We start from the raw sequence: 25,350 nt of genomic DNA, 5'->3' as shown, positions 1-25,350 counted from the left end.
CAAACCCGGCCTACGCGTCACGCCATTACGCGATCACGCACGACCGGGGACATGCTCATCGCTTCTTCTTGCCCTTGGCGAAACCCTTGGAGGCTGCGCGCTTGCGGTCGGCCTCACCGGGCCGGGTCGTGCTGGTGCGGGCTCCGCCGGCCTTGGCCTTGGCGCCGCCCTTGGCCTTGCTGCCGGCGGCCGAGGCGGCCGGCTTGGCGGCTGCGCCCTTCTTGCCGCGGGCGGCGGGCTGGCTGGCCTCCTGTGCTTGCCGGCCGCCAGCGGACTTGCTGCGTGCGGCGCTTTCAGCGCGCTTGGCTTCGTTCTTGAGCAAGGTGCGAATGCCCGGTTCGTTGACCAGCGACAGGTCGATCTTGCGCGCATCCAGGTCCACGCGGCTGACCTGCACGGTGACGCGGTCGGTCAACTGGTAACGGATGCCAGTGCGCTCGCCGCGCAGCTCATGGCGCGCTTCGTCGTACTGGAAGTAGTCCGCCCCCAGTTCGGTGACGTGCACCAGGCCTTCGATGTAGAGCGCATCGAGTTGCACGAAGATGCCAAAGGTGGCCACGCCGGAGATGGTGCCGGTGAATTCCTCGCCCAGCTTGTCGCGGATGAAGTAGCACTTCAGCCAGGCTTCCACATCACGCGAAGCCTCGTCGGCGCGGCGTTCGTTGGCCGAGCAGTGCAGGCCCAGCGCTTCCCAGATCGCCAGCGCACTCTCGCCGCGCGGCTTCTTGCCTGCCGCCTTGTCAGCGGCGCGCTGTTGCGCCTGCGCCTTGCGGGCCGCGGGCGAGATCGAGGTATTCAAGGCGCCGCTGTCGATCCCCTTGGGTTCGTAGCGCTTGCCCTGCAGCACGGCCTTGATGGCGCGGTGCGTCAAGAGGTCGGGATAACGGCGGATCGGGCTGGTGAAGTGCGCGTAGGACTCGTAGGACAGGCCGAAGTGGCCGATGTTGTCGGGGCTGTAGACCGCCTGCTGCATGGAGCGCAGCAGCATGGTCTGGATCAGCACCGCATCCGGGCGGGCCTTGACCTTGGGCATCAGCTCGGCATAGTCGGAAGCGCTGGGGGTGTCACCACCGCCGAGCGTGAGGCCGACCTGCTTGAGGAAGGTCCGCAAGGTCGTCAGCTTTTCCTTGGTCGGACCGGCGTGGATGCGGTAGAGCGCGGGATGATCGTGACGCTTGAGCAGGTCGGCCGCGCAGACGTTGGCGGCCAGCATGCATTCCTCGATCAGGCGGTGCGCATCGTTGCGGGTGCGTGGCAGGATCTTCTCGATCTTGCCGGCGGCGTTGCAGACGATGTAGGTCTCGGTGGTCTCGAAGTCGATGGCGCCACGCGCCTGGCGCGCCGTCAAGAGCGCCTGGAACACTTCGTAGAGGTGCGTCAGGTGCGGCACCAGGCCGATGCGGCGCGCCGCTTCCGGGCCCTTGGTATTGGCCAGGATGGAGGCCACTTCGGTATAGGTCAGGCGGGCTGCCGAGTGGATCACGGCGGGATAGAACTGGTAGGCCTTGATCTCGCCCTTGGCGGTGATGACAGCGTCGCACACCAGGGTCAGGCGGTCCACGTCCGGGTTCAGCGAGCACAGGCCGTTGGAGAGCTTTTCCGGCAGCATCGGGATGACCCGGCGCGGGAAGTAGACCGAGGTGCTGCGCTCCAGCGCATCCACATCCAGCGCGTCATTGGGCTTGACGTAGTGGCTCACGTCGGCAATGGCGACGATCAGGCGATAGCCCTTGGTGCGGCCGATCTTGACGGGTTCGCAGTAGACCGCGTCGTCGAAGTCGCGGGCGTCTTCACCATCGATGGTGACCAGCGGCACATCGCGCAGGTCGACGCGATCCTTCAGGTCCGCCGCCTTGACTTCGCTGGGCAGCTTGGCCGAGAGCTTCTTGGCCGCTTCGGAGAATTCATGCGGCACGCCGTACTTGCGCACGGCGATTTCGATTTCCATGCCGGGGTCGTCGATGTCACCGAGGATCTCGACGATCTTGCCCACCGGTTGCGTGTAGCGCGAGGGATGCTCGGTCAGCTCCACGCTGACCACCTGCCCCGCCTTGGCCTTGCCCGGGGGACCGGCCAGCAGCACGTCGTGGCCGATGCGCTTGTCTTCCGGAGCGACGATCCAGACGCCGTTTTCATTGAGCAGGCGGCCGATCACGTGGGTGTTGGCGCGCTCCACGACTTCGACGATGGTGCCTTCCGGACGACCACGGCGGTCGGTGCCGACGATGCGCGCCTGGACGCGGTCGCCATGCATGACCTTCTGCATTTCCTTCTCTGGCAGGAACAGGTCATCGCTGCCGTCATCGGGCAGCAGGAAACCGAAGCCATCGCGATGGCTGGAGACGCGGCCCAGGATGAAGTCGGGCGAATGGGTCAGTTTGTAGTGACCTGCGCGATCCGGCTTGATCTGGCCGTCACGCTCCATGGCGTTGAGGCGGCGCGTCAGGCCATCCATTTCTTCAGGCTTGACGCCGAGCGCGGCTGCCAGGGCGGCAGCGTTTTGCGCGCCGGACGAAGTGCGCAGGATGCCGAGGATTTCTTCCCGGCTGGGAATGGAATAGGGAAATTGGCTCAAAAGTTTCGTTTCGCGCAATTGTTAACAATGCCGGGACAGGAAAACAACGGTGTATCAGTCGCCCCGGCGGGTGGATGTGCCTAGTGTAACGGAGTTGCGGCCATTTACCTAACCGCAATAATAGGGGTGAGAACGCTTGGAGCATCGTATTGCAACGAAAAATCCTTCACTGCAGCAAAAAAGCTGTTGACAGTTCCCGCAGACCGTCTATAATCACGGTCTTCGCTTTACAGCGCAGCCCACGTGGCGGAATTGGTAGACGCGCATGGTTCAGGTCCATGTGCCGCGAGGTGTGGGGGTTCGAGTCCCTCCGTGGGCACCAAAATAGAAAAGGTCGATTGACGAAAGTCAGTCGGCCTTTTGTATTTTGGGGTCCACGAGCAAGGCGCCTGCGCGCCTTGCGAGAGGGACGAGAAAGTCCGGCCTTACAAGGCCGGACGGGGTCGCGGGACGTGACCGAGTGCCTCAGTGCGCAGCAAAACAAAAAAGGTCGATTGATGAAAATCAATCGGCCTTTTGCGTTTTGGGACCAGAACACCCCCTCCTCCCGTTCGGACTGAGTAGCTGCGCCACGCGCAGCGTATCGAAGGCGCAAGGACGAATCACCATCCCATGCGCGCCTTCGATACGCGCCTGCGGCGCTACTCAATCCGAACGGGCGGGATATCGTGGATCCGCCTTCCCGCGCCCCAGCACCACCTGCACGCATCCTGTGTCAAAGCTGGGTCACCCCCCTCCCATCCGGGCCGATGCAGTTCAAATCTCTTATCATCTCTGACGACACGGTTGCCCAGCAGCCATCCTGGGGTGCTCTCCATCCTATCCTCCTTCACCGTTCATCATCGCAATGCCTCAATTCGACAGATCCCTGGTCTGGTTCCGCCGTGACCTGCGCATGACCGACCACGCTGCGCTCTACTACGCGCTTTCGCAGAGCCGGCAAGTGTGGTGCGTGTTCGTCTTCGACACCGACATCCTCGCTGCCCTCAAGGCCGAGGGCGTCACGCAGGATCGCCGCATCGATTTCCTGCTGGCCAGCGTGGCCGAGCTCGATGAAGCCCTGCGCCACGCCGGCGGCGGACTGATCGTGCTGCACGGGTCGGCCGTCACGCAGATCCCGGCGCTAGCCGCCGAGCTGGACGTGCAAGCGGTTTATGCCAACACCGACTACGAACCCGCTGCCGTGGAACGCGACGCGGCGGTGGCCCAGACCCTGGCCAAGAGCGGCGCTCAATTGCTGAGCTACAAGGACCAGGTGATCTTCGAGAAGGACGAAGTGCTGACGCAATCGGCCAAACCCTTCTCTGTCTTCACGCCCTACAAGAATGCCTGGATGAGCAAGCTGGCCGCAGCCGACGGCGACTTCTTCCTCAAGCCCTATCCGGTCGAGAAGTACCTCACGGCCCTGGCAAGCCCACCCGGCAAGGCAGGACACGCCCTGCCCTCGCACAGGCAACTGGGCTTTGCGCCCAGCAATCTGCAGGAACTGAAGATTCCCACCGGCATGTCGGGCGCACAAAGCCTGCTGGACGAATTCCTCGACCGCATCGGCAGCTATGGCGCGGCGCGCGACTTCCCGGCGGTGAAGGGACCGTCCTACCTGTCGGTGCATCTGCGCTTTGGCACCATCTCCATCCGCACCCTGGCGCGGGCGGCCATGCAGGCCATGCATGCCGGACAAGGAGCGGCGGGCGCGGCGGTGTGGCTGTCGGAACTGACCTGGCGCGATTTCTATTTCATGATCCTGCACCACCACCCCCGCGTCACCCGCCACGCCTTCAAGCCCGAATACGACGCCATCCAGTGGGAGCAAGGCCCGCAGGCCGAAGCACTCTTTGCCGCCTGGTGCGAGGGCCGCACCGGCTATCCGCTGGTCGATGCCGCCATGGCGCAGATCAACCAGAGCGGCTACATGCACAACCGCCTGCGCATGGTGGTGGCCAGCTTCCTGACCAAGGACCTGGGCATCGACTGGCGCTGGGGCGAGCGCTACTTTGCGCGTCACCTCAATGACTTCGACCTCGCCGCCAACAACGGCGGCTGGCAGTGGGCCTCCTCCTCGGGCTGCGATGCCCAGCCCTACTTCCGCATCTTCAATCCGGTGACGCAGTCGGAGAAATTCGATCCCGACGGCAAGTTCATCCGCCGCTATCTGCCGCAACTGGCCAAGCTCTCCAACAAGCGCATCCATGCGCCGTGGACGGCCACGCCAGATGAACGCATGGATGCCGGCGTGGTGCTGGGACAGAACTATCCCCGCCCCATCGTCGATCACGCCCAGGCGCGCGAGCGCACGCTGGCGCGCTATGCGGTCGTGAAGAAAGCCGAGTAAGCAGAGCAATCTCCAGGTGCAAGAAAAAAGGACTGCATGCAGTCCCTTTGGTGTTATGCCCTCCCGGCTGCCGCTCATTCCGACATCACCGGCTCGACCTTCTTGTCCTGATCGAAGCGGATAGGCGGCACCCGGCGCACCATCCAGAGTCCCACCAGCGCAGCGACGATGGCAATCGCAATGCCCATGTGGATGGCCCCCACCAAGGCCTCGCGGGCTGCTTCCAGCAAGGCCGAACCATCATGGCCGGCTTGCATCAGCTGGGCCAGCAGCACCGACTGGATGTCGTGGTTGACCAGCACTTCGGGGTCACTGAAATCCTTGAGCCATTGCGCGGCATGATCGCCCTCCAGCGCCTTCTCGACGCCCGCCCCATACATCTGGCTCACCAGCGTACCGGTGATGGCCGTCCCCAGCATCCCGCCTATCATGCGCAGCGATTGCAGCAAGGCCGTCGCAATGCCCAGGTGCTCGCGCGCGGCGGCCTGCTGGGCAAACACGGTCAGGTTAGGCAGGACCAGCCCCAGCCCGAACCCGCCGGCCAGCATCACCGCCAGCAGGAAGCCCTTGCCCGTGACGCGGTCGCACAGCACGATGCCCAGGCAGGACGCGGCGATCAGGGCAAAGCCCAGATTCATCATCAGGTTGGGATTGGGAATACGGGTGATGATGCGTCCGTTGACGATGCTGGCCACGGTGATACAGGCCACCAGGGGCGTGATCAGCAACCCGGCTTCGCGCGGACTCAGGCCGAACCCGCCCTGGAACAGCAGCGGCGCATACATGAGCATCGAGAACATGGCAAAACCGGCCAGCACCGACAGCAGGAACAGGCTGGCCAGCGCACGGTCGCGCAGCATCTCGAAGGGCAGGATAGGCTGGGCGGCGCGCTGCTCCCATTTCCACAAGGCATAGAAAGCCGCCACCGACACCGCCAGCAAGACCAGCATGCCGCTGGTGACGCCGCGCTTGGGCAAGAGCTCCACCAGCAGTTGCAGGCTGCCCAGCGACAGCGAGATCAGAAGCGCGCCGGGCCAGTCCAGCCGCATCTTGCCTGCATGCTGCATATGGCGGATATGCGGCACGAAACGCCACACGAAGAACAGCGAAATCACACCGATGGGCAGGTTGCAGTAGAACACCCAGCGCCAGCCCAGGCCCTGGGTCAGGAAGCCGCCCAGCGAGGGACCGACCGCCGTGGCAATGCCAAAGGACACCGAGAGGATGATCTGCCAGCGCAAGCGCACCCGGGGATCGGGAAACAGGTCGGCCACCGACGCAAAACAGGTTCCCACCAGCATGCCCCCGCCAATGCCCTGCAAGCCGCGCGCCAGCACCAGGAACAACATGCTGTTGGCCATGCCGCACAAGGCGGAGGCGCCGACAAAGACGATGATGGAAGCGATCACGAAAGGCTTGCGGCCGAAGTAGTCGCCCAGCCGCCCGAAGATGGGCACGGTGATGACCGAGGTCAGCAGGTAGGCTGTGGCGACCCAGGCGTAGAGCTCGAAGCCCTTGAGCTCGGCCACGATGGTGGGAAGCGCGGTGCCCACGATGGTCTGGTCCAGCGCCACCAGCATGATGACGAAGCAAATGCCCAGCGTGGCCAGCAAGGATTCGCGAAACGGCAGGACTTGGCCGCTGGAATGGGCGGAGTCGGTATGGAGAGCCATGTTGCGGGAAATGTCATCCGGAAGTCGCGCAAGGCGCAATCCGCCATTCTAGCGCTGCGCCGGACAGCTTGCCGGCGCCCTCACAGCAGCAGTTCGTAGCGCTGTTCCTTGAGCTTCACGCCCCAATGCGAGCCGATGCGCTCCTCCACCCTCACGAAGCCGTGGCGCTCGTAGAGCGTGCGGGCCGCGTGCAGCCCCTCGAAGGTCCACAGGTAGATGGAGGCAATGTCACGCTCGGCGCAGCAGCGCACGGCCTCGCTCAGCAGCGCATCGCCCACGCCGCGCCCGCGCAGCTTCTCGGAGGCGATGAACCAGCGCAGCCAGGCGCCCTGCTCCTGTGCATGCTGGCCGTCAATGGTCAGCGCGCCTTCGATGCGTCCGTGTACGGTGGCCGTCCAGAAGCCGTCCCGGGCGTCGTCGTAGCGACTCATGAAGGCCGCCAGCTCGGTAGCGATGCGGGCTTCGAAGTAGACGCCGAAGCTCCAGTTCTCGGTGTAATAGGCAGCGTGCAGTTCAGCTACACGCCCGATGGCGCCTGGCAGATAGCCGCGCCGGATGTGGATGTCGTCCATGGCTTGCCTCCCCGTACAGGCGGCGACGGCCGTGGTGTGCCGCCATGTCGCAAGACATGGCGGCTGGCGCCAGACTCAGTCGCCCGCGATGGTCATGCTTTCCAGCAGGATGGAACCGGTTTCCTTGGTGCCGCGGATGAGCGTGTCGTTACCTACGGCCACGATCTGGCGCAGCATGTCCTTCATGTTACCGGCAATGGTGATCTCTTCCACCGGATACTGGATCACGCCATTCTCGACCCAGTAACCGGAAGCGCCGCGCGAATAGTCGCCGGTGACGTAGTTCACGCCCTGGCCCATCAGCTCGGTCACCAGCAAGCCGGTGCCCATCTTCTTCAACATGCCCTTGAAGGTATCGGCGCGGGTGGTCAGCTCCGAGCGCAGCGTGAGGTTGTGCGAACCGCCCGAGTTGCCGGTGGTCTGCATGCCCAGCTTGCGGGCCGAATAGGTGGACAGGAAATAACCCTGCACCACGCCATTGCGCACCACTTCGCGCTTGAGCGTGCGCACACCCTCTTCATCGAACGGGGCCGAGCCGACGCCACCGATGACGTGCGGATCTTCCAGGATCTGGATGTGTTCCGGAAACACCTGCTGGCCCAGGGAGTCCAGCAGGAAAGTCGATTTACGGTACAGCGCACCACCCGAGACGGCCTGCACGAATGCACCCAGCAGACCCGCTGCCAGCGGCGCCTCGAACAGCACCGGGCACTTGCGGGTGCTCAGCTTGCGTGCGTTCAGGCGCGCCAGCGCGCGCTCGGCGGCGTAACGGCCGATGGCTTCGGGCTGGGCCAGCTTTTTAGGGTCGCGCTTGGAGGAATACCAGTCGTCGCGCTGCATGCTCGCACCCTTGCCGGCGATCGGCGCCACCGAGATGGTGTGGCGCGAGAAGGGATAGCCGCCCATGAAACCACGGCTGTTGGCGGCGATGAAATGCGAGTGTTGCACGTAGACACCGGCGCCTTCGCTGTTGCTGATGCGGGGATCCGTCTCCAGCGCAGCGGTTTCGCAGCGTTGGGCCAGCGCCACAGCTTCTTCGGCGGAAATATTCCACGGCGAAAACAATTTCAGGTCGCGCGGCGCCATTTCCAGCATCTCGGCATCGGGCAGGCCGGCGCAGTCATCGATGGAGGTGAAGCGGGCAATGTTGTAGGCGGCCTCGACCGTTTCCTTCAGGGCCTGCTGCGAGAAATCCGAGGTGCTGGCATTGCCGCGCCGCACCTGGCGGCCTTCTCCGAGGAACACGGTCACGCCGATGCCCTTGTCCTTGTTCTGCTCGATGGTCTCGATCTTGCCCTTGCGCACCGCTACCGAGAGGCCGCTGCCTTCGCTGATGTCGACGGCGGCGTCCGAGGCGCCCTTGTCACGGGCATAACGCAGGACATCCTGCGCCAACTGCTTCAACTGGTCCTGACTGTGCGTGAATGGGGTATCGCTCATGAGCCTGTTTTCTCTGAAATCCGGGTAAAGCGGTTATCATAGCAGTCGTTAAGCTTTATTTCTCGAAGTCACGATATGCCCAATGCCAACCGCGGCGCTGTCGGATTCCAGTCCAGCGAATTCGAACAGGAATACGACCGCCCCTCCAAGTCCCAGCTCAAGCGCGAGATGGATGCCCTGCAAAAGCTGGGCGAATCCCTGGTCAACGAACCGCGCGACCGCGTCAAGCGCGTACCCATGCCCGAGGATGTGCGCGAGGCCATCCTCGAATGCCAGCAGATCAAGGACCACGAAGGCCGTCGCCGCCAGATGCAGTACGTGGGCAAGAAGATGCGCACGCTGGAAGCCGACGAGATCGCCATCATTCAGAAGACCATCGACAGCTGGCACGGCGCCTCCAAGGCCGAAACCGCCGCCATGCACGCGCTGGAACGCCGCCGCGAAAAGCTGCTGGCCGACGACCAGGCGCTCACCGAACTGCTGAACCGCCATCCCGAGGTGGACGTGCAGCACATGCGCACCCTGATCCGCAATGCCCGCAAGGAACAGGCGGAAAACAAGCCGCCCAAGGCCTACCGCGAGATCTTCCAGATCCTCAAGCAGTTGCAGACCCAGGCCGCGCTGGCCAAGGGCGAAGCCGCCGAGCAGGCCGATGACGAGCAGGACGGCGATGAGCGCTGAAGCCGTCCAGCGTGAGGTGCTGCGGGTGGGCCTGGTGTCGATCTCGGACCGCGCCTCCGGTGGCGTCTATCAGGACCAGGGCATCCCGGCCCTGGAAGAATGGCTGGGCCGTGCGCTTCGCAGCGCCTTCGAGGTGCAGACCCGCCTCATCCCCGATGAACGCGCCCAGATCGAGCAGACCATCGTCGAGCTGGTCGATGTGGCCCGCTGCGACCTGGTGCTGACCACCGGCGGCACCGGCCCCTCGCGGCGCGACGTCACGCCCGAAGCCACGCTGGCCATCGGCACCAAGGAAATGCCGGGCTTTGGCGAGCAGATGCGCCAGATCAGCCTGCAGTTCGTTCCCACGGCCATCCTCTCGCGCCAGGTCGCGGTGATCCGCGAAACGGCCGACCATGCTGCACTGGTGCTGAACCTGCCCGGCCAGCCCAAGTCCATCCGCGAAACGCTGGAAGGCTTGAAGGATGAAGACGGCAAGACCCGCGTAGCCGGTATCTTCGCCGCCATCCCCTACTGCATCGACCTCATCGGCGGGCCCTACATCGAGACCGATGACGCGGTCTGCAAGGCCTTCCGTCCCAAGTCGGCAATCCGCCCGACCAGCCCGGCCGGCAACTAGGCCAGGCAGGCCCTAGTTGGGGCATTTCCCCTCGTCCGGGCCGCCGCACAGCGTGGCCGCATTGAGCAAGTCCAGGAACTGTTGCAGTCGCGCCGGACTGATCCGGTAAGCGAACTGCTTCAGTTCGTTCTCGGTGGACGGACGCCAGCTGAACTGCACCACGAACAGACGCTCCTTGCCCTCGAAGACGGCCATCACCGAACCTTCGCCATAGGGTGCGCTGGGTCCCAGCCGGTCGCAGAAACCACCGCTCACGGAAGTCGGAATATTGTTGGTCAGGCTGTCCTTCTGCCCCATCGGCACGAAACGGCCAGGACACTTGCGCTGTGCGATCTGCATCACCTCCGAGATCGCCACCTGCGGCATGGTCAGGTTGCGGGCGCGGATGTTGTCCCGCAGGGCCGCTTCCGGGAAGGTGCGACGCTGCACGCTCATGTAGCCTTCGCGCCAGGAATCGTGGGCCTCGTTCTGCGGCAGGAAATCGACCACATAATCTCCCTCCGGATCGCCGTCCATGTAGGCCAGCCGCCAGCCAGCGGGCGGCGAGATCATCAGGTTCTCGCCGGTGGGCTGGAACAGCCTGCCCTCGGCCTCAGCCTGCGCCAGGGGCGGCGGCAAGACGAGCAACAGGCTCAGGGCGCCGGCCAGCAGTCCGGAAAATCGTTTGCACTTCATCAAAGCTCCTTGTGACCGATCGCAGCAGGACGGCCGCGTTCATCGTATGATGTGAGCCCATCGCCCAGGCGCACATCCTTGGACAAGACCGTATTGTGCGCCCGGGCAGCGAGACAGACAAATCGCCCTCCCCCAACCGCACAGGAATCAGGAACCGCACGCCCATGGCCGCACCACTCGACACCATCCAGATCGATACCGCTCCCAATCCCACCGCCTCCGTCATCTGGCTGCATGGCCTGGGAGCCGATGGCTCGGACTTCGTGCCTATCGTGCGCGAGCTGGACCTCTCGGCCTGCCCGCCGATCCGTTTCATCTTCCCGACCGCGCCGACCATGCCGGTGACCATCAACGGCGGCTATGTGATGCGCGCCTGGTACGACATCTTCGCCCCCGACCTGGTGCGCCGCGAGGATGAACCCGGCCTGCGCGCCTCGCAGGCCGCCATCGAAGCCCTGATCGCCCAGGAAAAGGCGCGCGGCGTCCCGGCCAACCGGATTGTGCTGGCCGGCTTCTCGCAAGGTTGCGCCATGACCCTGCAGACCGGCCTGCGCCATCCGGAACGCCTGGCGGGCCTGATGTGCCTGTCCGGCTACCTGCCGCTGGCCGCCACCATCGAGGCCGAACGCCATGCCGCCAACCACGACACGCCCATCTTCATGGCCCATGGCACCATGGACCCAGTGGTGGTGCTGGAGCGCGCCGTGAAGTCGCGCGAACTGCTCACGCAACTGGGCCATCCGGTCGAGTGGCATGACTATCCCATGCAGCACTCGGTGTGTGGTGAAGAAGTCGAGGATATCGGCGCGTGGCTGACGCGCGTGCTGGCGTAAAGATGGATGGGCGAGAGAGGTGCAAGGCATTCCTTTGCGCCCCGCCGCCCGTTCGTCCTGAGTAGGCCCGCAGGGCCGTATCGCAGGCGTACAGGTAGCAGCGCCTTCGATACGCGGCTGCCGCCGCTACTCAGGACGAACGGTTAGCAGGTACACAAAAGGCAAAAACGCAAAAGGCTCCGGACACATGCATGCGTCCAGGAGCCTTTTGCATTTGAAGCACCACGCCCTGCGCGACTTCACGCGCAGGACAAGCTGATGCAATTACTTCAGGCGGAACTTGAGCTCTTCACCCGCCTGGCGCATCGCCGTCTGCACCGCCGGCACCTTGGCCAGCACGTTCAACAGGCCAAAGTCGTGGATCATGCCGTTGTAGCGCACGCTGGTCACGGCCACGCCGGCAGCAGCCAGCTTGCGGCCATACTCTTCGCCCTCGTCACGCAGCACGTCCTTTTCGGCGGTCTGGATCAGGGTCGGCGGCAGGCCGGACAGTTGCGCCGGGGTCGCGTTCAAGGGCGAGGCGGTGATTTCCTTGCGCTTGGCGGCGTCGGTGGTGTAGCTGTCCCAGAACCACTTCATCATGTTCTTGGTCAGGAAGTAGCCATTGGCGAACTGGTTGTAGGATGCGGTCTCGAAATTGGCATCGGTCACCGGCCACAGCAGCACTTCCGAGCGCAGCGCCGGGCCGCCCTTGTCCTTGGCCATCAGGGCCACCACGGCAGCCATGTTGCCGCCCACGCTGTTGCCGGCCACGGCCAGGCGCTTGCCATCGACGTTGATCTCCTTGCCATGTTCTGCTACCCACTTGGTAGCGGCATAGGCCTGGTTGATCGCCACGCCATAATGCGCTTCAGGCGAAGGCGTGTAGTTCACGAACACCGCCACTGCACCCGAGTTGGCTACCAGGTCGCGCACCAGGCGCTCGTGGGTGGGGAAGTCGCCCAGCACCCAGCCGCCGCCGTGGAAGAACATGAAGGCCGGCAGCGTCTTCTTGGCCGAACCGGCCGGACGCACGATGGTCAGCTTGATCTGCTGGCCGTCGGCGCTGATGGTCTTCTCGGAGACATCGGCCTTGGGCAGTTGCAGCTTCACGCTGGCTTGCGCACCCACCAGCACGGCGCGGGCGTCCGCCGGCGAAAGCTGTTCCAGGGGCTTGCCGCCGCCGGCTTCGAGGGCCTGCAGGAAAGCCTGGGTGGTGGGTTCCACGCCAGCGTCGCCAGCGGCATAGGCATTACCGAATACCAGGCCGATGGCGGCGACGGCGGCGAGTTGCTTGAACGATGTCATGATTTTCTTCCTTTATCAAATATCAAATCGGTGCGGACACCGGAGAACTGCAACGAGGGGACTGCGTCGGGTTACAGCAAAAAAACGGCGTTTCAATCAAACAACCATTAAATAACTACCAAATAACTATTAAAGAACTATTAAATAGCAAACTACTTATATGACGCTATTGGCTCTCGGTATAACTGCCCTCCTGCGGACCTGTCGGAGGGAAAGGAGAACCTGCACATCAAGCTGCGTACGACTTCCTGAATGCGTAATTACATACTATTAAATAGCGCACTATATATTTGACTTCAAAAAAGGGACACGCCATCCGGCCCATGTCCCTGCCTGCATTGCTCTTGCTCTACGGCGTCTGGCTAGTCGCCGGTATTCTTGTGCAGGCGCGCCCGCAACTGCATCAATTCTTCCTTGATCGCCGCCAGCTCCGCAGCGGTCGATTCGGTGGCGCGCAAGACTTCACGCGGCAACTCCACCGCCTTCTCGCGCAGCGTGTCGCCCTCGGCGGTGAGCGAGATGACCACCTGCCGCTCGTCGCTGGCCGCCCGCTCCCGGGTCACCAGGCCCTGCGCTTCCATGCGCTTGAGCAAGGGGGTCAGCGTGGCCGAATCCAGCACCAGGCGTTCGCCGATCTCGGAGACGGTGAGCTGATCCTGTTCCCACAACACCATCAGCACCAGGTACTGCGAATAGGTGATGCCCAAGTCGCGCAAGAGCTTGCGGTAGAGCTTGCTCATCGACAAGGACGTCGAATACAGCGCAAAACACAACTGGGCATCCAGTAGCGGGGCCGCCTTGCGTTTGTCTGTTTTCGAAACCATGGAACGCAGTTTAGCGAGGTCAAAATTAAATAGCAAGCTATTTAATTGAAATTTCTTCCATCGCTATCGTTGCGTCGTCAGCTTGCTGACAATGCCCATCCTGTTCCTGAAATCCAAGCTGCGCTGTGCTAGCCTTTCCGCTTTGACCAGCGAGGAGACAGGGATGAAAGTCGCAGTGATGGGCGCAGGCGCAGTGGGCTGTTATTTTGCCGGCATGCTGGCGCGGGTCGGGCATCAGGTGGCGCTGGTGGGCCGGCCGCAGCACGTGGAGGCCTTCAACACCCGTGGCCTGCGTCTCGAAACCAAGGCCTTCGACGAGACCATTGCGGTGAAGGCCAGCACCGATGCGGCCATTGCCGCTGATGCTGAGCTGGTGCTGTTCTGCGTCAAGTCGCCCGATACAGAAACTGCCGGCGCGCAACTGGCGCCCCATCTCGCACCCGATACGCTGGTGCTGAGCTTGCAGAACGGCACCGACAACGCCGAGCGCCTGCGCACCGTGATGGCTCAGCCGGTGGCAGCCGCCGTCGTCTATGTGGCCACCGAGATGGCCGGACCAGGACACGTCAAGCATCATGGCCGGGGCGAGCTGGTCATCGAGCCCGCAGCGGGGAGCCGCGATGCCGCCGATGCGCTCGTCGCAGCGGGCGTTCCCACCGAGATATCAGACAATGTGCGCGGCGAGCTCTGGCTCAAGCTCATCCTCAACTGCGCCTACAATGCCCTCTCGGCCATTGCGCAACTGCCTTATGGCAAGCTGGTCGAAGGCCCTGGCATCCCCGAGGTGATTGCCCAGCTGGTGACTGAATGCAAGGCAGTTGCTGCGGCCGAAGGCGTGACCCTGGCCGACGACGTGGACAGCGCCGTGCGCAAGATCGTCCAGACCATGCCCGGCCAGTTCTCTTCCACCGCCCAGGACCTGGCGCGCGGCAAGCCCAGCGAGATCGATCACCTCAATGGTTTCATCGTGGCGCGCGCGCAGGCGCATGGGTTGTCCGCGCCGGCCAACCTGACCGTCCATGCCCTGGTCAAGCTGATCGAAAGCAAGGCCCAGTAGCCTGTACCGCCTCATCAGCCGTCATCAGCCGAACAGTCTGGCATCGAACTGGAACAACTTCTTTTCCACTACCTTGATGCCAGGCATCTGCGGATGCAGCGGATTGAGCAAGACATTGAAATCGGTCGGACTGACGACCGAAGGCACTTTCATCATCAGGTGCTTTCCCTCTTCTATCCAGTGCTGCCCGATGGCCGCCGTGCTGGCCGGGTCGCGCGTGATATCGGCCCAGTCCGGCGGCAGGCTCGGCACGTAAGCCTTGCGCAGTTCGGCATCGGGCGCCTCCAGCACGATCAGATAGTAGCGGGCGCGGGGCATGAGCCCCGCCATGTGGACCAGGGATTCGAGCAAGGCCGTCGAAGCGCTGCAGCAGGTGTAGAGCACCCGCAAGCCACGCGGATTCCAGCGTCCGCCACTCAAGGCTGCGCCATTGCCCGAGAGGTCTTCTGCGGCGTAGTGTCCTGGCTTGTCCTTGGCCAGGCGGTACAGTTTCACGCCGCCACTCCAAAGGCAATGCGGGAGAGAATATCGCGCACCCGGTCATAGCCGGGTTGGGTATCGAGCACTTCCAGCGGGGTCATGCCGCCCAGCGCTGCATTGGCGCGGCGCATCCATTCGGCGGCCAGCTCCTCATCCTCGAACACGTCCGCCGCCTGCTCGCGAATGTAGAGCACGCGGGCGATGCGGTCGGATTCGGAACCGGAGAGTCGTTCCTTGCGGGAAATCTTGCGCAAGATAGTGGAGCTGGGCAATCCCAGGCCGGCCAGCAGTGTCTGCAAGGGAATCTGCAGCAGCTCCCTGGCCACCCGCTCGGCGATGATGGCGTCCATGCCATCGCGAATGGTGCGACCCTGGCTGATCGGATCCATGTTGGCAAAGCGCTGGAAGTCATTGGGCCGGGCGCCCAGTCCCTGGCTGCCTTTGCTCACTACGCGGATGCTGCTGGATCGGGTTGTCATGGCCTGCCTCTCATCTGGGAATTGCTACCCTCTCATCCTAGAACCTTCTCAAATGAGAGTCAACAAACCACCAAACGAGAAAAGAAGCAAAACGCAGCCGCTCAGCGCAACATCGCCGACATGGCCGAAAGGCTGTTGAGTACCCGCACCGCATATTCCGCCGTGGGCGCATCGAACTCCACGCTGACATTGTCGCAACGTTCCAGGATCGGCAACTGGCTGAACAGATCCGCCAGCGCCACCGTCTGCGCCTGCAGGCGGCAGCGCAAGGGCCCGCGCAGGGGCCGCGCAGGCATGGTCTGCGGATCGGCCAGCCAGGTCGCCACGGCCTGTTGCGCGCGCGCTTCCAGCAAGGTGCAGGATTGCTGGGGCGTGAGCGAGTCGCCGCTGTTGGCGCCATAGGCCTTCTTGGTCTCGGCAAAGACCGCGTGGGCGAACAGGGGCTGGTTTTCTTCGATGAAGGCGTCGTCGCCACTGCCAAAGATCACCGGCGCCCCATGTTCGGCGGCCAGCGCGCCATACAGGCCGGCCTCCCCCATTTCCTGCCCATCCAGCCAGACGCGGGCAAAGGCGAAGCTGTTGGTGGTGTGCGCCAGGATGCCGCGCCCCTGCGCTCGCGAGTGGTAACCCACCAGCATGACCGCATCGATGTCGTGATCCACGCCGCCCATCATCCCCAGCACGCGCGGCTTGCCCAGCACCATGCGCGCCTGCGGGTGCAGCAGGTCGGGCAAGAGGTTGCGGAAACCGCCGTGCGAATCATTGACCTTGATGGCCGTGGCGCCCGCGGCCAGCGCGCCCCGGATGACGGCGTTGGCCTCCTCGGTCATCCAGCGCCGGGCGCGTTCGTATTCGCCGTTGCCGGCACGGGTCTGCTCGGGATGGAAGACCCCGGCCACGCCCTCGATATCGACGGAAACCAGGATGTTGGCGCGCTTGCTCATGGGAGGTTCTTTCAGGAATGCGATTCAGGAAGCCAGCCGCTCGCGCAGGCTCATGCGTACATGGCCGTCGCGCCCGCGCACGGTCTGGGCGGCCAAGAGCGCATGGACGATGGCCTGCTCGACACTGTCGGCAGCGGCATGGAACAAGGGGTCCAGCAGGTGATCGGCCAGCAGCGCCATCTGCACGCAGTCGGCCTCGGACTCGATCTGCTGCGCCGTGGAAAAGGCCAGCGCGATATCACCGCTGCCATGGCCATAGGCCGAGCCGGTCCGCGCCAGGCCCGCGCCGGCACGGGTGGCCAGGCGCTTCAGTTGGCGTGCATCCAGCGGCGCATCGGTGGCCAGGATCATGATGATGGACCCCTTCTCGGGCGCGCTGTCGCTGCCGCCCTGGCCCGCCAGCTGCGCGCCCAGTGGCTCGCCGGCAAGGATCAGCTCAGGCAGGCGGCCAAAATTGGAGAGCACCAGCGCGCCCACCGTAAAACCCTGCGCCGCCTTGCCCAGCACCACACAGCGCGAGGCCGTGCCAATTCCGCCCTTGAGTTCGAAGCTGGACATGCCCCGCCCCGCTCCTACCGCGCCCTGGACGACCTCTTCGGACAACGCCTGCAACGCCGCCTCGAAATGCGCCGCTTGCACCGCCATGCGCTGCAGGTCGTTGAGGTAGCCGTCATTGCATTCCAGCACCAGCGGATTGACCGTGGGCAGGCTGCGGCCGCATTCGGGATTGGCGCGCAGGGTGTGGCGGATCTGGGCCTCCAGCAGCGCGCCCACGGCAAAGGTGTTGGACAGCGCAATGGGCGTCTCCAGCGTACCCAGCTCTTCCAGCTGCACCAGCCCGGCGCTCTTGCCAAAGCCATTGATGACGGCGACCGCCGCCGGCAGCTTGTGGGTGAAGAGATTGCCTGGGTGCGGCGCGATCACGGTCACGCCGGTCTGCACCGCGCCGTCGTCGAGTGTGCAATGCCCTACGCGCACGCCCGCCACATCGGTGATGCTGTTGCGCGGCCCGGCGGGCAAGCGGCCTATATGCGGTACCGGCAGACTCATTGCATCAACGCTGATCGATCTTGGGATCGAGCGCATCGCGCAAGCCATCGCCCAGCAGGTTGAAGGCCAGCACGGTGAGGAAGATGGCGATGCTGGGCACCAGCGCGACGTGCGGCGAAGTGACCATGTCGGCGCGGGCTTCGTTCAACATCAGGCCCCACTCCGGCGTTGGCGATTGCGCGCCCAGGCCGAGGAAGGACAGGCCCGCGGCCGTGATGATGGAGGTGCCGATGCGCATGGTGAAATACACCACGATGGCCGAGATGGTGCCGGGGAAGATGTGCTTCCACATGATGGTCATGTCGGAGGCGCCGATGCTGCGGGTGGCTTCGATATAGGTCAGGTTCTTCAACTGCAGCGTATTGCCGCGCACCAGGCGGGCAAAGGCCGGGATACTGAAGACTGACACCGAGATGATGACGTTGATCATGCCGCCGCCCAGGATGGCGACGATGCCGATGGCCAGCAGGATGCCGGGGAAGGCGAACAGCACATCGCAGATGCGCATGGTGATGCGGTCCCACCAGCCTTCGTAGTAACCGGCGAGCAAACCGAAGACGGTGCCGATCACCGCGCCGATGGCCACCGAGAAGAAGCCCGCCGCCAGCGAGATGCGGGTCCCCATGACGATGCGGCTGAAGATGTCGCGCCCCAGCGAATCCACGCCAAACCAATGCACCCAGGTGGGCGGCGAATTGAGGGCGTCGTAGTCGAAGAAGTTTTCCGGATCGAAGGGAACGATCCAGGGCGCCAGGATGGCCACGGCGACCAGGAACAGGATGAACACCCCCGCATACACGGCCAGGTGCTGCTTCTTGAACTTGCGCCAGAATTCGCGCCAGGGCGTGCGGATCTTCTGGCCGCTGGCGGCCACAGCAGGACCGGGCGGCGGCAAGGGGGCGCCGGTATCGGAGATGGGTGCGTTGGAGAGCGACATGATTCCCCTCACTTGAAGCGGATGCTGGGGTTGATCACGGCATAGAGCACGTCCACCACCAGGTTGATGAAAATGAATTCCAGCGAGAACAGCAGGATCTCGGCCTGGATGACGGGGTAGTCACGCATCTCGACGGCGTCCACCAGCAGGCGGCCCATGCCCGGCCAGTTGAACACCACCTCGACCAGGATGGAGCCGCCCAGCAGGAAGCCGAACTGCAAGCCCATCATCGTCACCACCGGAATCAAGGCATTGCGCAGGCAATGCTTGATGACCACCACGGTCTCGGTCAGGCCCTTGGCGCGCGCGGTGCGCACGAAGTCCTCTTGCAGGATCTCGATGAAGGAAGAACGGGTAAAGCGCGCCATCACCGCCGCCACCGCCGCACCCAGCGTGATGGAGGGCAGGATGTAGTGAAGCCAGGTATCGTCGCCGACCGTAGGCAGCCAGCCCAGCTTGACCGAGAACACCTGCACCAGCAGGATGCCCAGCGAAAAGGCCGGGAAGGAAATGCCCGACACCGCCAGGGTCATGCCCAGCCGGTCCGGCCACTGGTTGCGCCACACCGCCGAGGAAATACCGATGATGAGGCCAAACAGCACGGCCCAGACCATGGCCACCACGGTCAACCACAGCGTGGGCCAGAAGCGCGCGCTGATCTCTTCGGATACCGGACGCTTGGTGCGGATGGAATGGCCGAAGTCGCCGCGCGCGGCATTGAGGAAGAAATTGACGAACTGCTCCGGCAAGGGCTTGTCCAGGCCGAGGTCGGCGCGCACCAGCGCGACGGTCTTGTCGTCGGCCTCGGGACCGGCGGCCAGCCGCGCCGGATCGCCCGGCAGCAGGTGCACGAACAGGAACACCAGCACCGCTACCAGCAGTAGCGTGGGAATGAGGCCTAACAGGCGTTTGATGACAAAGGAAAACATGATGCTCTCTAAGATGGCCTCGCCGGGGAAACCCACCCGCGCTGGTTGCCGCGACGGGCCGCCGCCCATCGCAAGAATACTGCCGGCGGCGCCTGCGACGCCGCCGGAGGGGTACTGCCTGACTACTGCGGTACTACCGCCTGCTTACTTGACCAGCTCGATGTTCTCGAACTCGATGGCCTGGTCAGGCATCACATAGACGCCCTTGAGGTTCTTGTTGCGCGCATAGAGCAGTTTTTCGGTGACCAGGAAGGCCCAGGGTGCGTCCTTCCAGATTTCCTGCTGGGCGTCCTTGTACAGGGCTTCCTTGTCCTTGCGCTCGGTCAGGGTCAGCGCCTTGGCGATGTCGGCATCGACCTTGTCATTCTTGTAGTAGGCGGTGTTGTACAGACGCGGCGGGAAGGATTCCGAGGCCAGCAGCGGACGCAACGCCCAGTCGGCTTCACCGGTGGAGGACGACCAGCCGATGTAGAGCAGGCGCACCGGTGCGGTGGCCGGGTCTTGCCAGCTTTCGACGCGTTCCACGCGCTGGCCGGCTTCCAGGGCCTGGATCTTGGCCTTGATGCCCACCTGCGCCAGCTGCTGCTGCAGGAACTGGACGATCTTCACCGCCGTGCTATGGGTATAGGCCGACCACAGTTCGGTCTCGAAGCCATTCGGATAGCCCGCCTCGGCCAGCAGCGCCTTGGCCTTCTTCACGTCATAGGGCCAGGGACCAGTCTTGTAGGCATAGTCCACGCCCTGCGGCACCACACCGTCCATCGGCACGGCGTAGCCATTGAAGGCCACCTTGACCAGCGCCTGCTTGTTGATGGCGTAGTTGATGGCTTCGCGCACCTTGGGGTTGTCGAAGGGCTTCTGCTTGGTGTTCATCGACATGTAGCGCTGGATGATCGAGGGCGCGGCCACCACATCCAGGTTGGACTTGCTCTTCAACAGGTCGGCCTGCTCATAGGGCAGCGGATAGGTGAACTGCGCCTCGCCGGTCTGCATCATGGCCGAGCGGGCGTTGTTGTCCACCACCGGCTTCCAGATGATCTCATCGACCTTGGGATAGCCCGGCTTCCAGTAGCCGTCGAACTTGGCCACCTTGACGTAGTCGGTCTGCTTCCATTCCACGAACTTGAAGGGACCGGTGCCCACCGGGTGGAAGGCGATGTCCTTGTTGCCGTACTGCTTGAGCGCGGTCGGCGAGATCATCACCGCAGACGGGTGCGCCAGCACGTTGATGAAGGCCGAGAACGGTTCCTTCAGGACCACCTTGACGGTGTAGTCGTTCAGGATCTCGGTCTTGGCGATGCGGTTGAAGAGGTTGTAGCGCTTCAACTTGTTGTCCGGATTGGTCACGCGGTCGAACACGGCCTTGACGGCATCGGCCTTGAAGACGGTGCCATCCTGGAACTTCACGCCTTGCTTGAGTCGGATGGTGTATTCCAGGCCATCCTTGCTGACCAGGTAGCCTTCGGCCAGCACCGGGATGAGCTTCATGTCCTTGTCGAAGCCGAACAGGCCCTGGTAGAAGGACTTGGCCATGGACAGCGAGAGCGTGTCGTTGGCGTCATACGGGTCCAGCGTGGTGAAGGTCGAATAGACCGCCAGGGTCACGGTCTTGGCCGCGAAGGCATGCGCTGCGGCGAACTGCAGCGTGGTACCCAGGGCGGCGACAGCCAGCCATTTGGCAGCCGACACTCCCTTGTGAGTTGCTGTGGTAGACATGTGGTCTCTCCTGATCAGTAGACAGAAAACAGAAAACAATAAAGCGAGGTTGGTACGACGTAATTGATTTTTACTGCGCGGACTACATTTTTGTACAACATCAAAAACCCGGAACGCACCGCCGCTCAGAAAGCGCCGGCAATACGGTGCTGGGCCACGAAATGCCCAGGCGCCACTTCCTGCAAGGGTTCCACCTTGGGCTCGTCGCCCACCCGCCGGATCGGGCTGGGGATTTCATCGGTCAGCAGCTTCTTGCCCGGCTGGCGCAGGGTCGGATCAGCCACCGGCACAGCCGCCATGAGCTTGCGCGTATAGGGATGCTGCGGATTCTCGAAGATCGCCCGGCGCGGGCCGATTTCCACGATCTGGCCCAGGTACATCACCGCCACCCGATGGCTGATGCGCTCCACCACCGCCATGTCGTGCGAAATGAAGATGAAGGAGATGCCCAGCTCGGCCTGCAGGTCCAGCATCAGGTTGACGATCTGGGCCTGGATCGACACATCCAGCGCCGACACCGATTCATCGGCAATGACGATCTTGGGGTTCAGCGCCAAGGCGCGCGCAATGCAGATACGCTGGCGCTGGCCGCCAGAGAATTCGTGCGGATAGCGCTGGCCATGCTCGGGCGTCAAGCCCACGCGGGTCAGCAGCGCATCCACGCGTTCCTGCGCGCCCTCCTTCATCCCATGCACCAGCATGGGCTCCATGATGGAATAGCCGACCGTCATGCGCGGGTCCAGCGAGGCGAACGGGTCCTGGAAGATGAACTGGATGTCGCGGCGCAGCTGGCGCAGTTCCGAACGCGGCAACTGCGCCAGGTCGCGCCCGCCGAACTCGACCTTGCCGCCGGCGATATCGACCAGGCGCAGCAGCGAGCGGCCCGTGGTCGACTTGCCGCAACCGGATTCGCCGACGATGGCCAGGGTCTCGCCGGCATACAGATCGAAGCTGACCTTTTCCACCGCATGCACGCGCTGCCTGACGCGACCGAAGATCCCGCTCTTCACATCGAAGCGGGTGGTCAGGTCGCGCACCTTGAGGATGGGCTGGCGTTGCGCGGCGATCTCGGCCTGGGCCTGCAATTCACTGGCGATCAGGTCGGGACGCGCCTCGGCCTGGGGCGCGATGCCAAAGCGCAGCGGCTTGTCGGTGCCGCGCATGGAACCCAGGCGCGGCACCGCGGCCAGCAGCGATTGGGTGTAGGGATGGGCCGGTGCGGCGAAGAGCGGATTGACGGCGTTCTCTTCCACCTTCTCGCCCCGGCACATCACCACCACGCGGTCGGCCACTTCGGCCACCACGCCCATGTCGTGGGTGATGAAGATCACGCCCATCTGCATCTCCTGCTGCAGCGAACGGATCAGTTGCAGGATCTGCGCCTGGATGGTCACATCCAGCGCCGTGGTCGGTTCGTCCGCGATCAGCAGCGAGGGCTTGCAGGACAGCGCCATGGCGATCATCACGCGCTGGCGCATGCCGCCGGAGAGCTGGTGCGGATGGCGGCCCAGCACCCGTTTGGCTTCGGGGATGCGCACCATCTCCAGCATGCGCAGGGCCTCGGCCTGGGCAGCGGCGCGTCCCAGCCCCTGGTGCAGGCGGATCGATTCGGCGATCTGCTCGCCGACGGTAAAGACCGGGTTCAGCGAGGTCATCGGCTCCTGGAAGATCATGGCGATCTCCGCCCCGCGGATGCTGCGCATGGTGGCGTTGTCAGCCTGGGCCAGGTCCAGCCTCTGGCCGCTGCGGCGCAGGAACTGCATGCTGCCGCTGGCGATCTTGCCGCCGCCATGTTCGATCAGGCGCATGATGGCCAGCGACGACACCGACTTGCCCGACCCCGATTCACCGACGATGGCCAGGGTTTCGCCCTGGTCGACATGGAAGGACAGGTCGCGCACCGCATCCACGGTCCGCTCGGAGGTGGAAAATCGCACGCTCAGGTGATTCACGTCCAGCACGCGTTGTGGCTGTTGCATCTTGATTCTCTCCTGCTGGGCCGCGTCAGGCCTGGGCTGCGTAGATGGCCGTGACCGGGGCCAGCTCGCCGCGTCCGTAGGCGCGATACATGCCCTCGGTATTGAAAGGCAGGGCCAGGTTGCCCTGGCCGTCGATGGCGATGACGCCGCCGCGTCCGCCGACCTTGGGCAAGGTCTCGAACACCACGGCGTGGCTGGCCGCCTCCAGGCTCTGGCCGGCATAGGCCATGCGGGCGGCGATGTCGTAGCAGGCCGCAGTGCGCATGAAGGCTTCGCCGGTGCCGGTGGCCGAGACCGCGACAGTAGCGTTGTTGGCATAGCAGCCCGCGCCGATGATGGGCGAGTCGCCCACGCGGCCCGGCTGCTTGTTGGTGATGCCGCCGGTGGAGGTGGCGGCCGCCAGGTTGCCGAACTGGTCCAGCGCCACTGCGCCGACGGTGCCGAACTTGTGGTCGGGATCGATGGGCTCGGTGGGGGCAGCCGCTTTTTCCGCGAAGGCGAAGGAAGACGCATCGTGGTCCAGCATGGCGCGCGACTGGCCGCGCACGCGCAGCCATTGCTCATGACGGGCATCGGTATGGAAATAGCCCGGCTCGACCGTGACCGCGCCATGCCGGGCAGCAAAGGATTCGGCAGCGGGACCGACCAGGAGCACGTGCTCGCTGTGCTCCATCACCGTGCGCGCCGCCAGGACGGGATTACGCAGATTGGTCACGCAGGCCACCGCGCCCGAGGCCAGGTCGGTGCCATTCATGACACAGGCATCCAGCTCGTGCTTGCCTTCGCTGGTATAGACCGCACCATGGCCGGCATTGAAGAGCGGACAGTCTTCCAGCAGGCGCACCGCTTCGGTCACGGCTTCCAGCGCCGAGCCGCCGGCATTGAGCACGGCCTGGCCGGCGGCCACGATGTCGGCCAGGGCCTGGTGGTAGCGGGCTTCGTCCTCGGCGGTGAGCGAGGCGCGGGTGATGGTGCCGGCGCCGCCATGGATGGCGATTACGGGAATGGTCATGCTTTGGTCTTTCGTCGGGTTGAAACGTCCTTGGCGGTCTTGGCGGTCTTGGCGCGCCCTGCGGCCTTGCTCACGACCGGGCGTTGTTGCTGCTGCGGCAGGTACAACCAGGGCAGCACGAATTCGGCCATCTGCGAGGCGGCCTGCACCGAGCGCCGGGCGCGATGCGCCACGGCGTCGCACAGCGCCTGGATCAGGATCAGCGCGGCCGCATCCGAGGTGGGTGACAGCTTGCGGTCGGTCTGGGCATAGATGGTGACATCGGCCAGCGGCACCAGCGGCGAACCGGGGCTGTCGGTGATGGCCAGTATCCTCGCGCCCTTCTCCACCGCGCGCTGGGTCAGCCAGACCGTATCGGCGGCATAGCGCGGAAATACCATGGGGATGACCAGGTCGCGGTTGTCGAGCTTGAAGAATTGCCGGCCTGCCTGCGAAGGACCGCCGGCCAGCGCCACCGAAGACACGGTGCGCACATAAGGTTCCAGCGCATGGGCCATCAGGCCGGCCAGATAGGCCGATGCGCCAAAGCCGGTAATGAAGATGCGCTCGGCCGCCAGGATCATGTCCACCGCCGCTTCGCAATCGGAGGCGGTGAGCATGCGCCGCGTAGCTTCGATATTGGCGATGTCGCTGTCGAAGGCCGCCGCCATGATCTCGGCGCTGGTGGCGGCGCGCTGGACTTCATTGCGCAGCTTTTCGACCGGCGCCAGGGTGGTGGCGAAGTCCGACACCAGCGCGGCGCGAAAGGACGCATAGCCGTCAAAACCCAGCGCATGGGCAAAACGGTTGGCGGTGGCGACCGAAATCCCGGCCGCTTCCGAGAGCTCATCGATGGTCATGGTGGCCGCGCGAAACGGATTGCCCAGCACATAGTCGGCCGTCTTGCGGTGCGACTTGGACAACTGCGCATACAGCTTGCCCACCGCCTGCGCGACCGCGCCTGCGCCCTGCAAGCTGATGTTCTTCTGCTGTTGCGTCACCGTCGGCCACCCCGTTTTTCTTGATCTTCATGGCGCAGTCACCGCAAATAATATGAAAATGATATAAATCATTTCCATGCGACTCGCCACCCCATTTACGCACCCGTCTTCAGGCCGCGTTTATCATGCAGCGAGAGGTGATCAACTGTCCCTGCCCGCTGAAAAAATGTAAATATATTTTCATTTTCTTCGAGAGTAAAGAAAAAATACTTTCAAATTTCGAATATCGATATAACGCACCAGAAGCACACAAATAAGACGACGTAATGCACCAGA

At 63.9% G+C, this 25,350-nt stretch carries 22 protein-coding genes and 1 tRNA gene; 6 read left to right on the top strand and 17 right to left on the bottom strand.

The features are described 5' to 3' along the window. Positions 1-55 precede the first annotated feature (55 nt). Positions 56-2,575, bottom strand: coding sequence for a ribonuclease R (gene rnr / locus ACP92_RS09250; protein ID WP_013233864.1), 2,520 nt, complete (start codon positions 2,573-2,575; stop codon positions 56-58). Between the two features lie 237 nt (positions 2,576-2,812). Here rnr and ACP92_RS09245 point away from each other — a divergent pair. Then, positions 2,813-2,897, top strand: a tRNA-Leu gene (locus ACP92_RS09245). 525 nt (positions 2,898-3,422) lie between these two features. Next, positions 3,423-4,907, top strand: coding sequence for a cryptochrome/photolyase family protein (locus ACP92_RS09240; RefSeq protein WP_013233863.1), 1,485 nt, complete (start codon positions 3,423-3,425; stop codon positions 4,905-4,907). Positions 4,908-4,981: 74 nt separating this feature from the next. On the opposite strand, the gene ACP92_RS09235 is transcribed toward ACP92_RS09240, so the two are convergent. The 3 genes from ACP92_RS09235 to pmbA form a co-directional block, all read right to left on the bottom strand. After that, positions 4,982-6,619, bottom strand: coding sequence for an MDR family MFS transporter (locus tag ACP92_RS09235; RefSeq protein WP_269147549.1), 1,638 nt, complete (start codon positions 6,617-6,619; stop codon positions 4,982-4,984). A gap of 41 nt (positions 6,620-6,660) precedes the next feature. Next, complete coding sequence (locus ACP92_RS09230) at positions 6,661-7,152, bottom strand: GNAT family N-acetyltransferase (RefSeq protein ID WP_013233861.1); 492 nt, start codon at positions 7,150-7,152, stop codon at positions 6,661-6,663. Between the two features lie 75 nt (positions 7,153-7,227). Continuing rightward, positions 7,228-8,592, bottom strand: coding sequence for a metalloprotease PmbA (pmbA, locus tag ACP92_RS09225; RefSeq protein ID WP_013233860.1), 1,365 nt, complete (start codon positions 8,590-8,592; stop codon positions 7,228-7,230). A 75-nt stretch (positions 8,593-8,667) separates the two neighbouring features. Between pmbA and yjgA the strand changes: the two genes are divergently transcribed. Together yjgA and mog are read left to right on the top strand one after the other, a co-directional pair. Continuing rightward, positions 8,668-9,273, top strand: a complete 606-nt coding sequence (gene yjgA, locus ACP92_RS09220; RefSeq protein ID WP_013233859.1) for a ribosome biogenesis factor YjgA — start codon at positions 8,668-8,670, stop codon at positions 9,271-9,273. Then, complete coding sequence (gene mog / locus ACP92_RS09215; RefSeq protein ID WP_013233858.1) at positions 9,263-9,892, top strand: molybdopterin adenylyltransferase; 630 nt, start codon at positions 9,263-9,265, stop codon at positions 9,890-9,892. Before yjgA ends, mog begins: the two co-directional genes overlap by 11 nt. Before the next feature lie 12 nt (positions 9,893-9,904). Here mog and ACP92_RS09210 read toward each other — a convergent pair whose 3' ends face one another. Further along, positions 9,905-10,567: a hypothetical protein gene (locus ACP92_RS09210; RefSeq protein WP_013233857.1), complete on the bottom strand. Its 663-nt coding sequence runs from the start codon at positions 10,565-10,567 to the stop codon at positions 9,905-9,907. A gap of 164 nt (positions 10,568-10,731) precedes the next feature. Between ACP92_RS09210 and ACP92_RS09205 the strand changes: the two genes are divergently transcribed. Next, positions 10,732-11,400, top strand: a complete 669-nt coding sequence (locus tag ACP92_RS09205; RefSeq protein WP_013233856.1) for an alpha/beta hydrolase — start codon at positions 10,732-10,734, stop codon at positions 11,398-11,400. Between the two features lie 264 nt (positions 11,401-11,664). Here the strand turns inward: ACP92_RS09205 and ACP92_RS09200 are convergent, their stop codons facing one another. Further along, a complete protein-coding gene (locus ACP92_RS09200) occupies positions 11,665-12,687 on the bottom strand; it encodes an alpha/beta hydrolase (RefSeq protein WP_013233855.1) in 1,023 nt (340 codons plus the stop codon). A 362-nt stretch (positions 12,688-13,049) separates the two neighbouring features. Then, positions 13,050-13,511 carry a MarR family winged helix-turn-helix transcriptional regulator gene (locus ACP92_RS09195; protein WP_013233854.1) on the bottom strand — a complete coding sequence of 154 codons (462 nt, stop codon included), beginning with the start codon at positions 13,509-13,511 and terminating at the stop codon, positions 13,050-13,052. Positions 13,512-13,674: 163 nt separating this feature from the next. On the opposite strand from ACP92_RS09195, the gene ACP92_RS09190 reads away from it, so the two are divergent. Then, complete coding sequence (locus ACP92_RS09190; RefSeq protein ID WP_013233853.1) at positions 13,675-14,568, top strand: ketopantoate reductase family protein; 894 nt, start codon at positions 13,675-13,677, stop codon at positions 14,566-14,568. Between the two features lie 24 nt (positions 14,569-14,592). Here ACP92_RS09190 and ACP92_RS09185 read toward each other — a convergent pair whose 3' ends face one another. The 10 genes from ACP92_RS09185 to ACP92_RS09140 all read right to left on the bottom strand — a co-directional run bounded on the left by ACP92_RS09185 (position 14,593) and on the right by ACP92_RS09140 (position 25,074). Continuing rightward, positions 14,593-15,063 carry an RES family NAD+ phosphorylase gene (locus ACP92_RS09185; protein ID WP_013233852.1) on the bottom strand — a complete coding sequence of 157 codons (471 nt, stop codon included), beginning with the start codon at positions 15,061-15,063 and terminating at the stop codon, positions 14,593-14,595. After that, positions 15,060-15,527, bottom strand: coding sequence for a type II RES/Xre toxin-antitoxin system antitoxin (gene parS, locus ACP92_RS09180; protein WP_013233851.1), 468 nt, complete (start codon positions 15,525-15,527; stop codon positions 15,060-15,062). The genes ACP92_RS09185 and parS overlap by 4 nt, the downstream gene beginning before the upstream one ends. 101 nt (positions 15,528-15,628) lie before the next feature. Continuing rightward, positions 15,629-16,471 carry a M55 family metallopeptidase gene (locus ACP92_RS09175; protein ID WP_013233850.1) on the bottom strand — a complete coding sequence of 281 codons (843 nt, stop codon included), beginning with the start codon at positions 16,469-16,471 and terminating at the stop codon, positions 15,629-15,631. Positions 16,472-16,495: 24 nt separating this feature from the next. Next, complete coding sequence (locus ACP92_RS09170; protein WP_013233849.1) at positions 16,496-17,521, bottom strand: DmpA family aminopeptidase; 1,026 nt, start codon at positions 17,519-17,521, stop codon at positions 16,496-16,498. 4 nt (positions 17,522-17,525) lie between these two features. Further along, complete coding sequence (gene gsiD, locus ACP92_RS09165) at positions 17,526-18,458, bottom strand: glutathione ABC transporter permease GsiD (RefSeq protein WP_013233848.1); 933 nt, start codon at positions 18,456-18,458, stop codon at positions 17,526-17,528. Between the two features lie 8 nt (positions 18,459-18,466). Beyond that, positions 18,467-19,387, bottom strand: a complete 921-nt coding sequence (gene gsiC / locus ACP92_RS09160; protein ID WP_013233847.1) for a glutathione ABC transporter permease GsiC — start codon at positions 19,385-19,387, stop codon at positions 18,467-18,469. Between the two features lie 144 nt (positions 19,388-19,531). After that, entirely contained in the window at positions 19,532-21,103 is a 1,572-nt protein-coding gene (gene gsiB, locus ACP92_RS09155; RefSeq protein ID WP_013233846.1) for a glutathione ABC transporter substrate-binding protein GsiB, read from the bottom strand. Between the two features lie 125 nt (positions 21,104-21,228). Continuing rightward, positions 21,229-23,082, bottom strand: coding sequence for a dipeptide ABC transporter ATP-binding protein (locus tag ACP92_RS09150; RefSeq protein ID WP_013233845.1), 1,854 nt, complete (start codon positions 23,080-23,082; stop codon positions 21,229-21,231). A gap of 25 nt (positions 23,083-23,107) precedes the next feature. Further along, positions 23,108-24,094 carry an isoaspartyl peptidase/L-asparaginase family protein gene (locus ACP92_RS09145; protein WP_013233844.1) on the bottom strand — a complete coding sequence of 329 codons (987 nt, stop codon included), beginning with the start codon at positions 24,092-24,094 and terminating at the stop codon, positions 23,108-23,110. Further along, positions 24,091-25,074, bottom strand: coding sequence for a MurR/RpiR family transcriptional regulator (locus ACP92_RS09140; RefSeq protein WP_013233843.1), 984 nt, complete (start codon positions 25,072-25,074; stop codon positions 24,091-24,093). The genes ACP92_RS09145 and ACP92_RS09140 overlap by 4 nt, the downstream gene beginning before the upstream one ends. Positions 25,075-25,350 lie beyond the last annotated feature (276 nt).

This window comes from Herbaspirillum seropedicae, from assembly GCF_001040945.1.
Taxonomy (GTDB): domain Bacteria; phylum Pseudomonadota; class Gammaproteobacteria; order Burkholderiales; family Burkholderiaceae_D; genus Herbaspirillum; species Herbaspirillum seropedicae.
The sequence above is the reverse complement of the archived record's forward strand: the minus strand, read 5'-3'. Positions and strand labels throughout refer to the sequence as shown.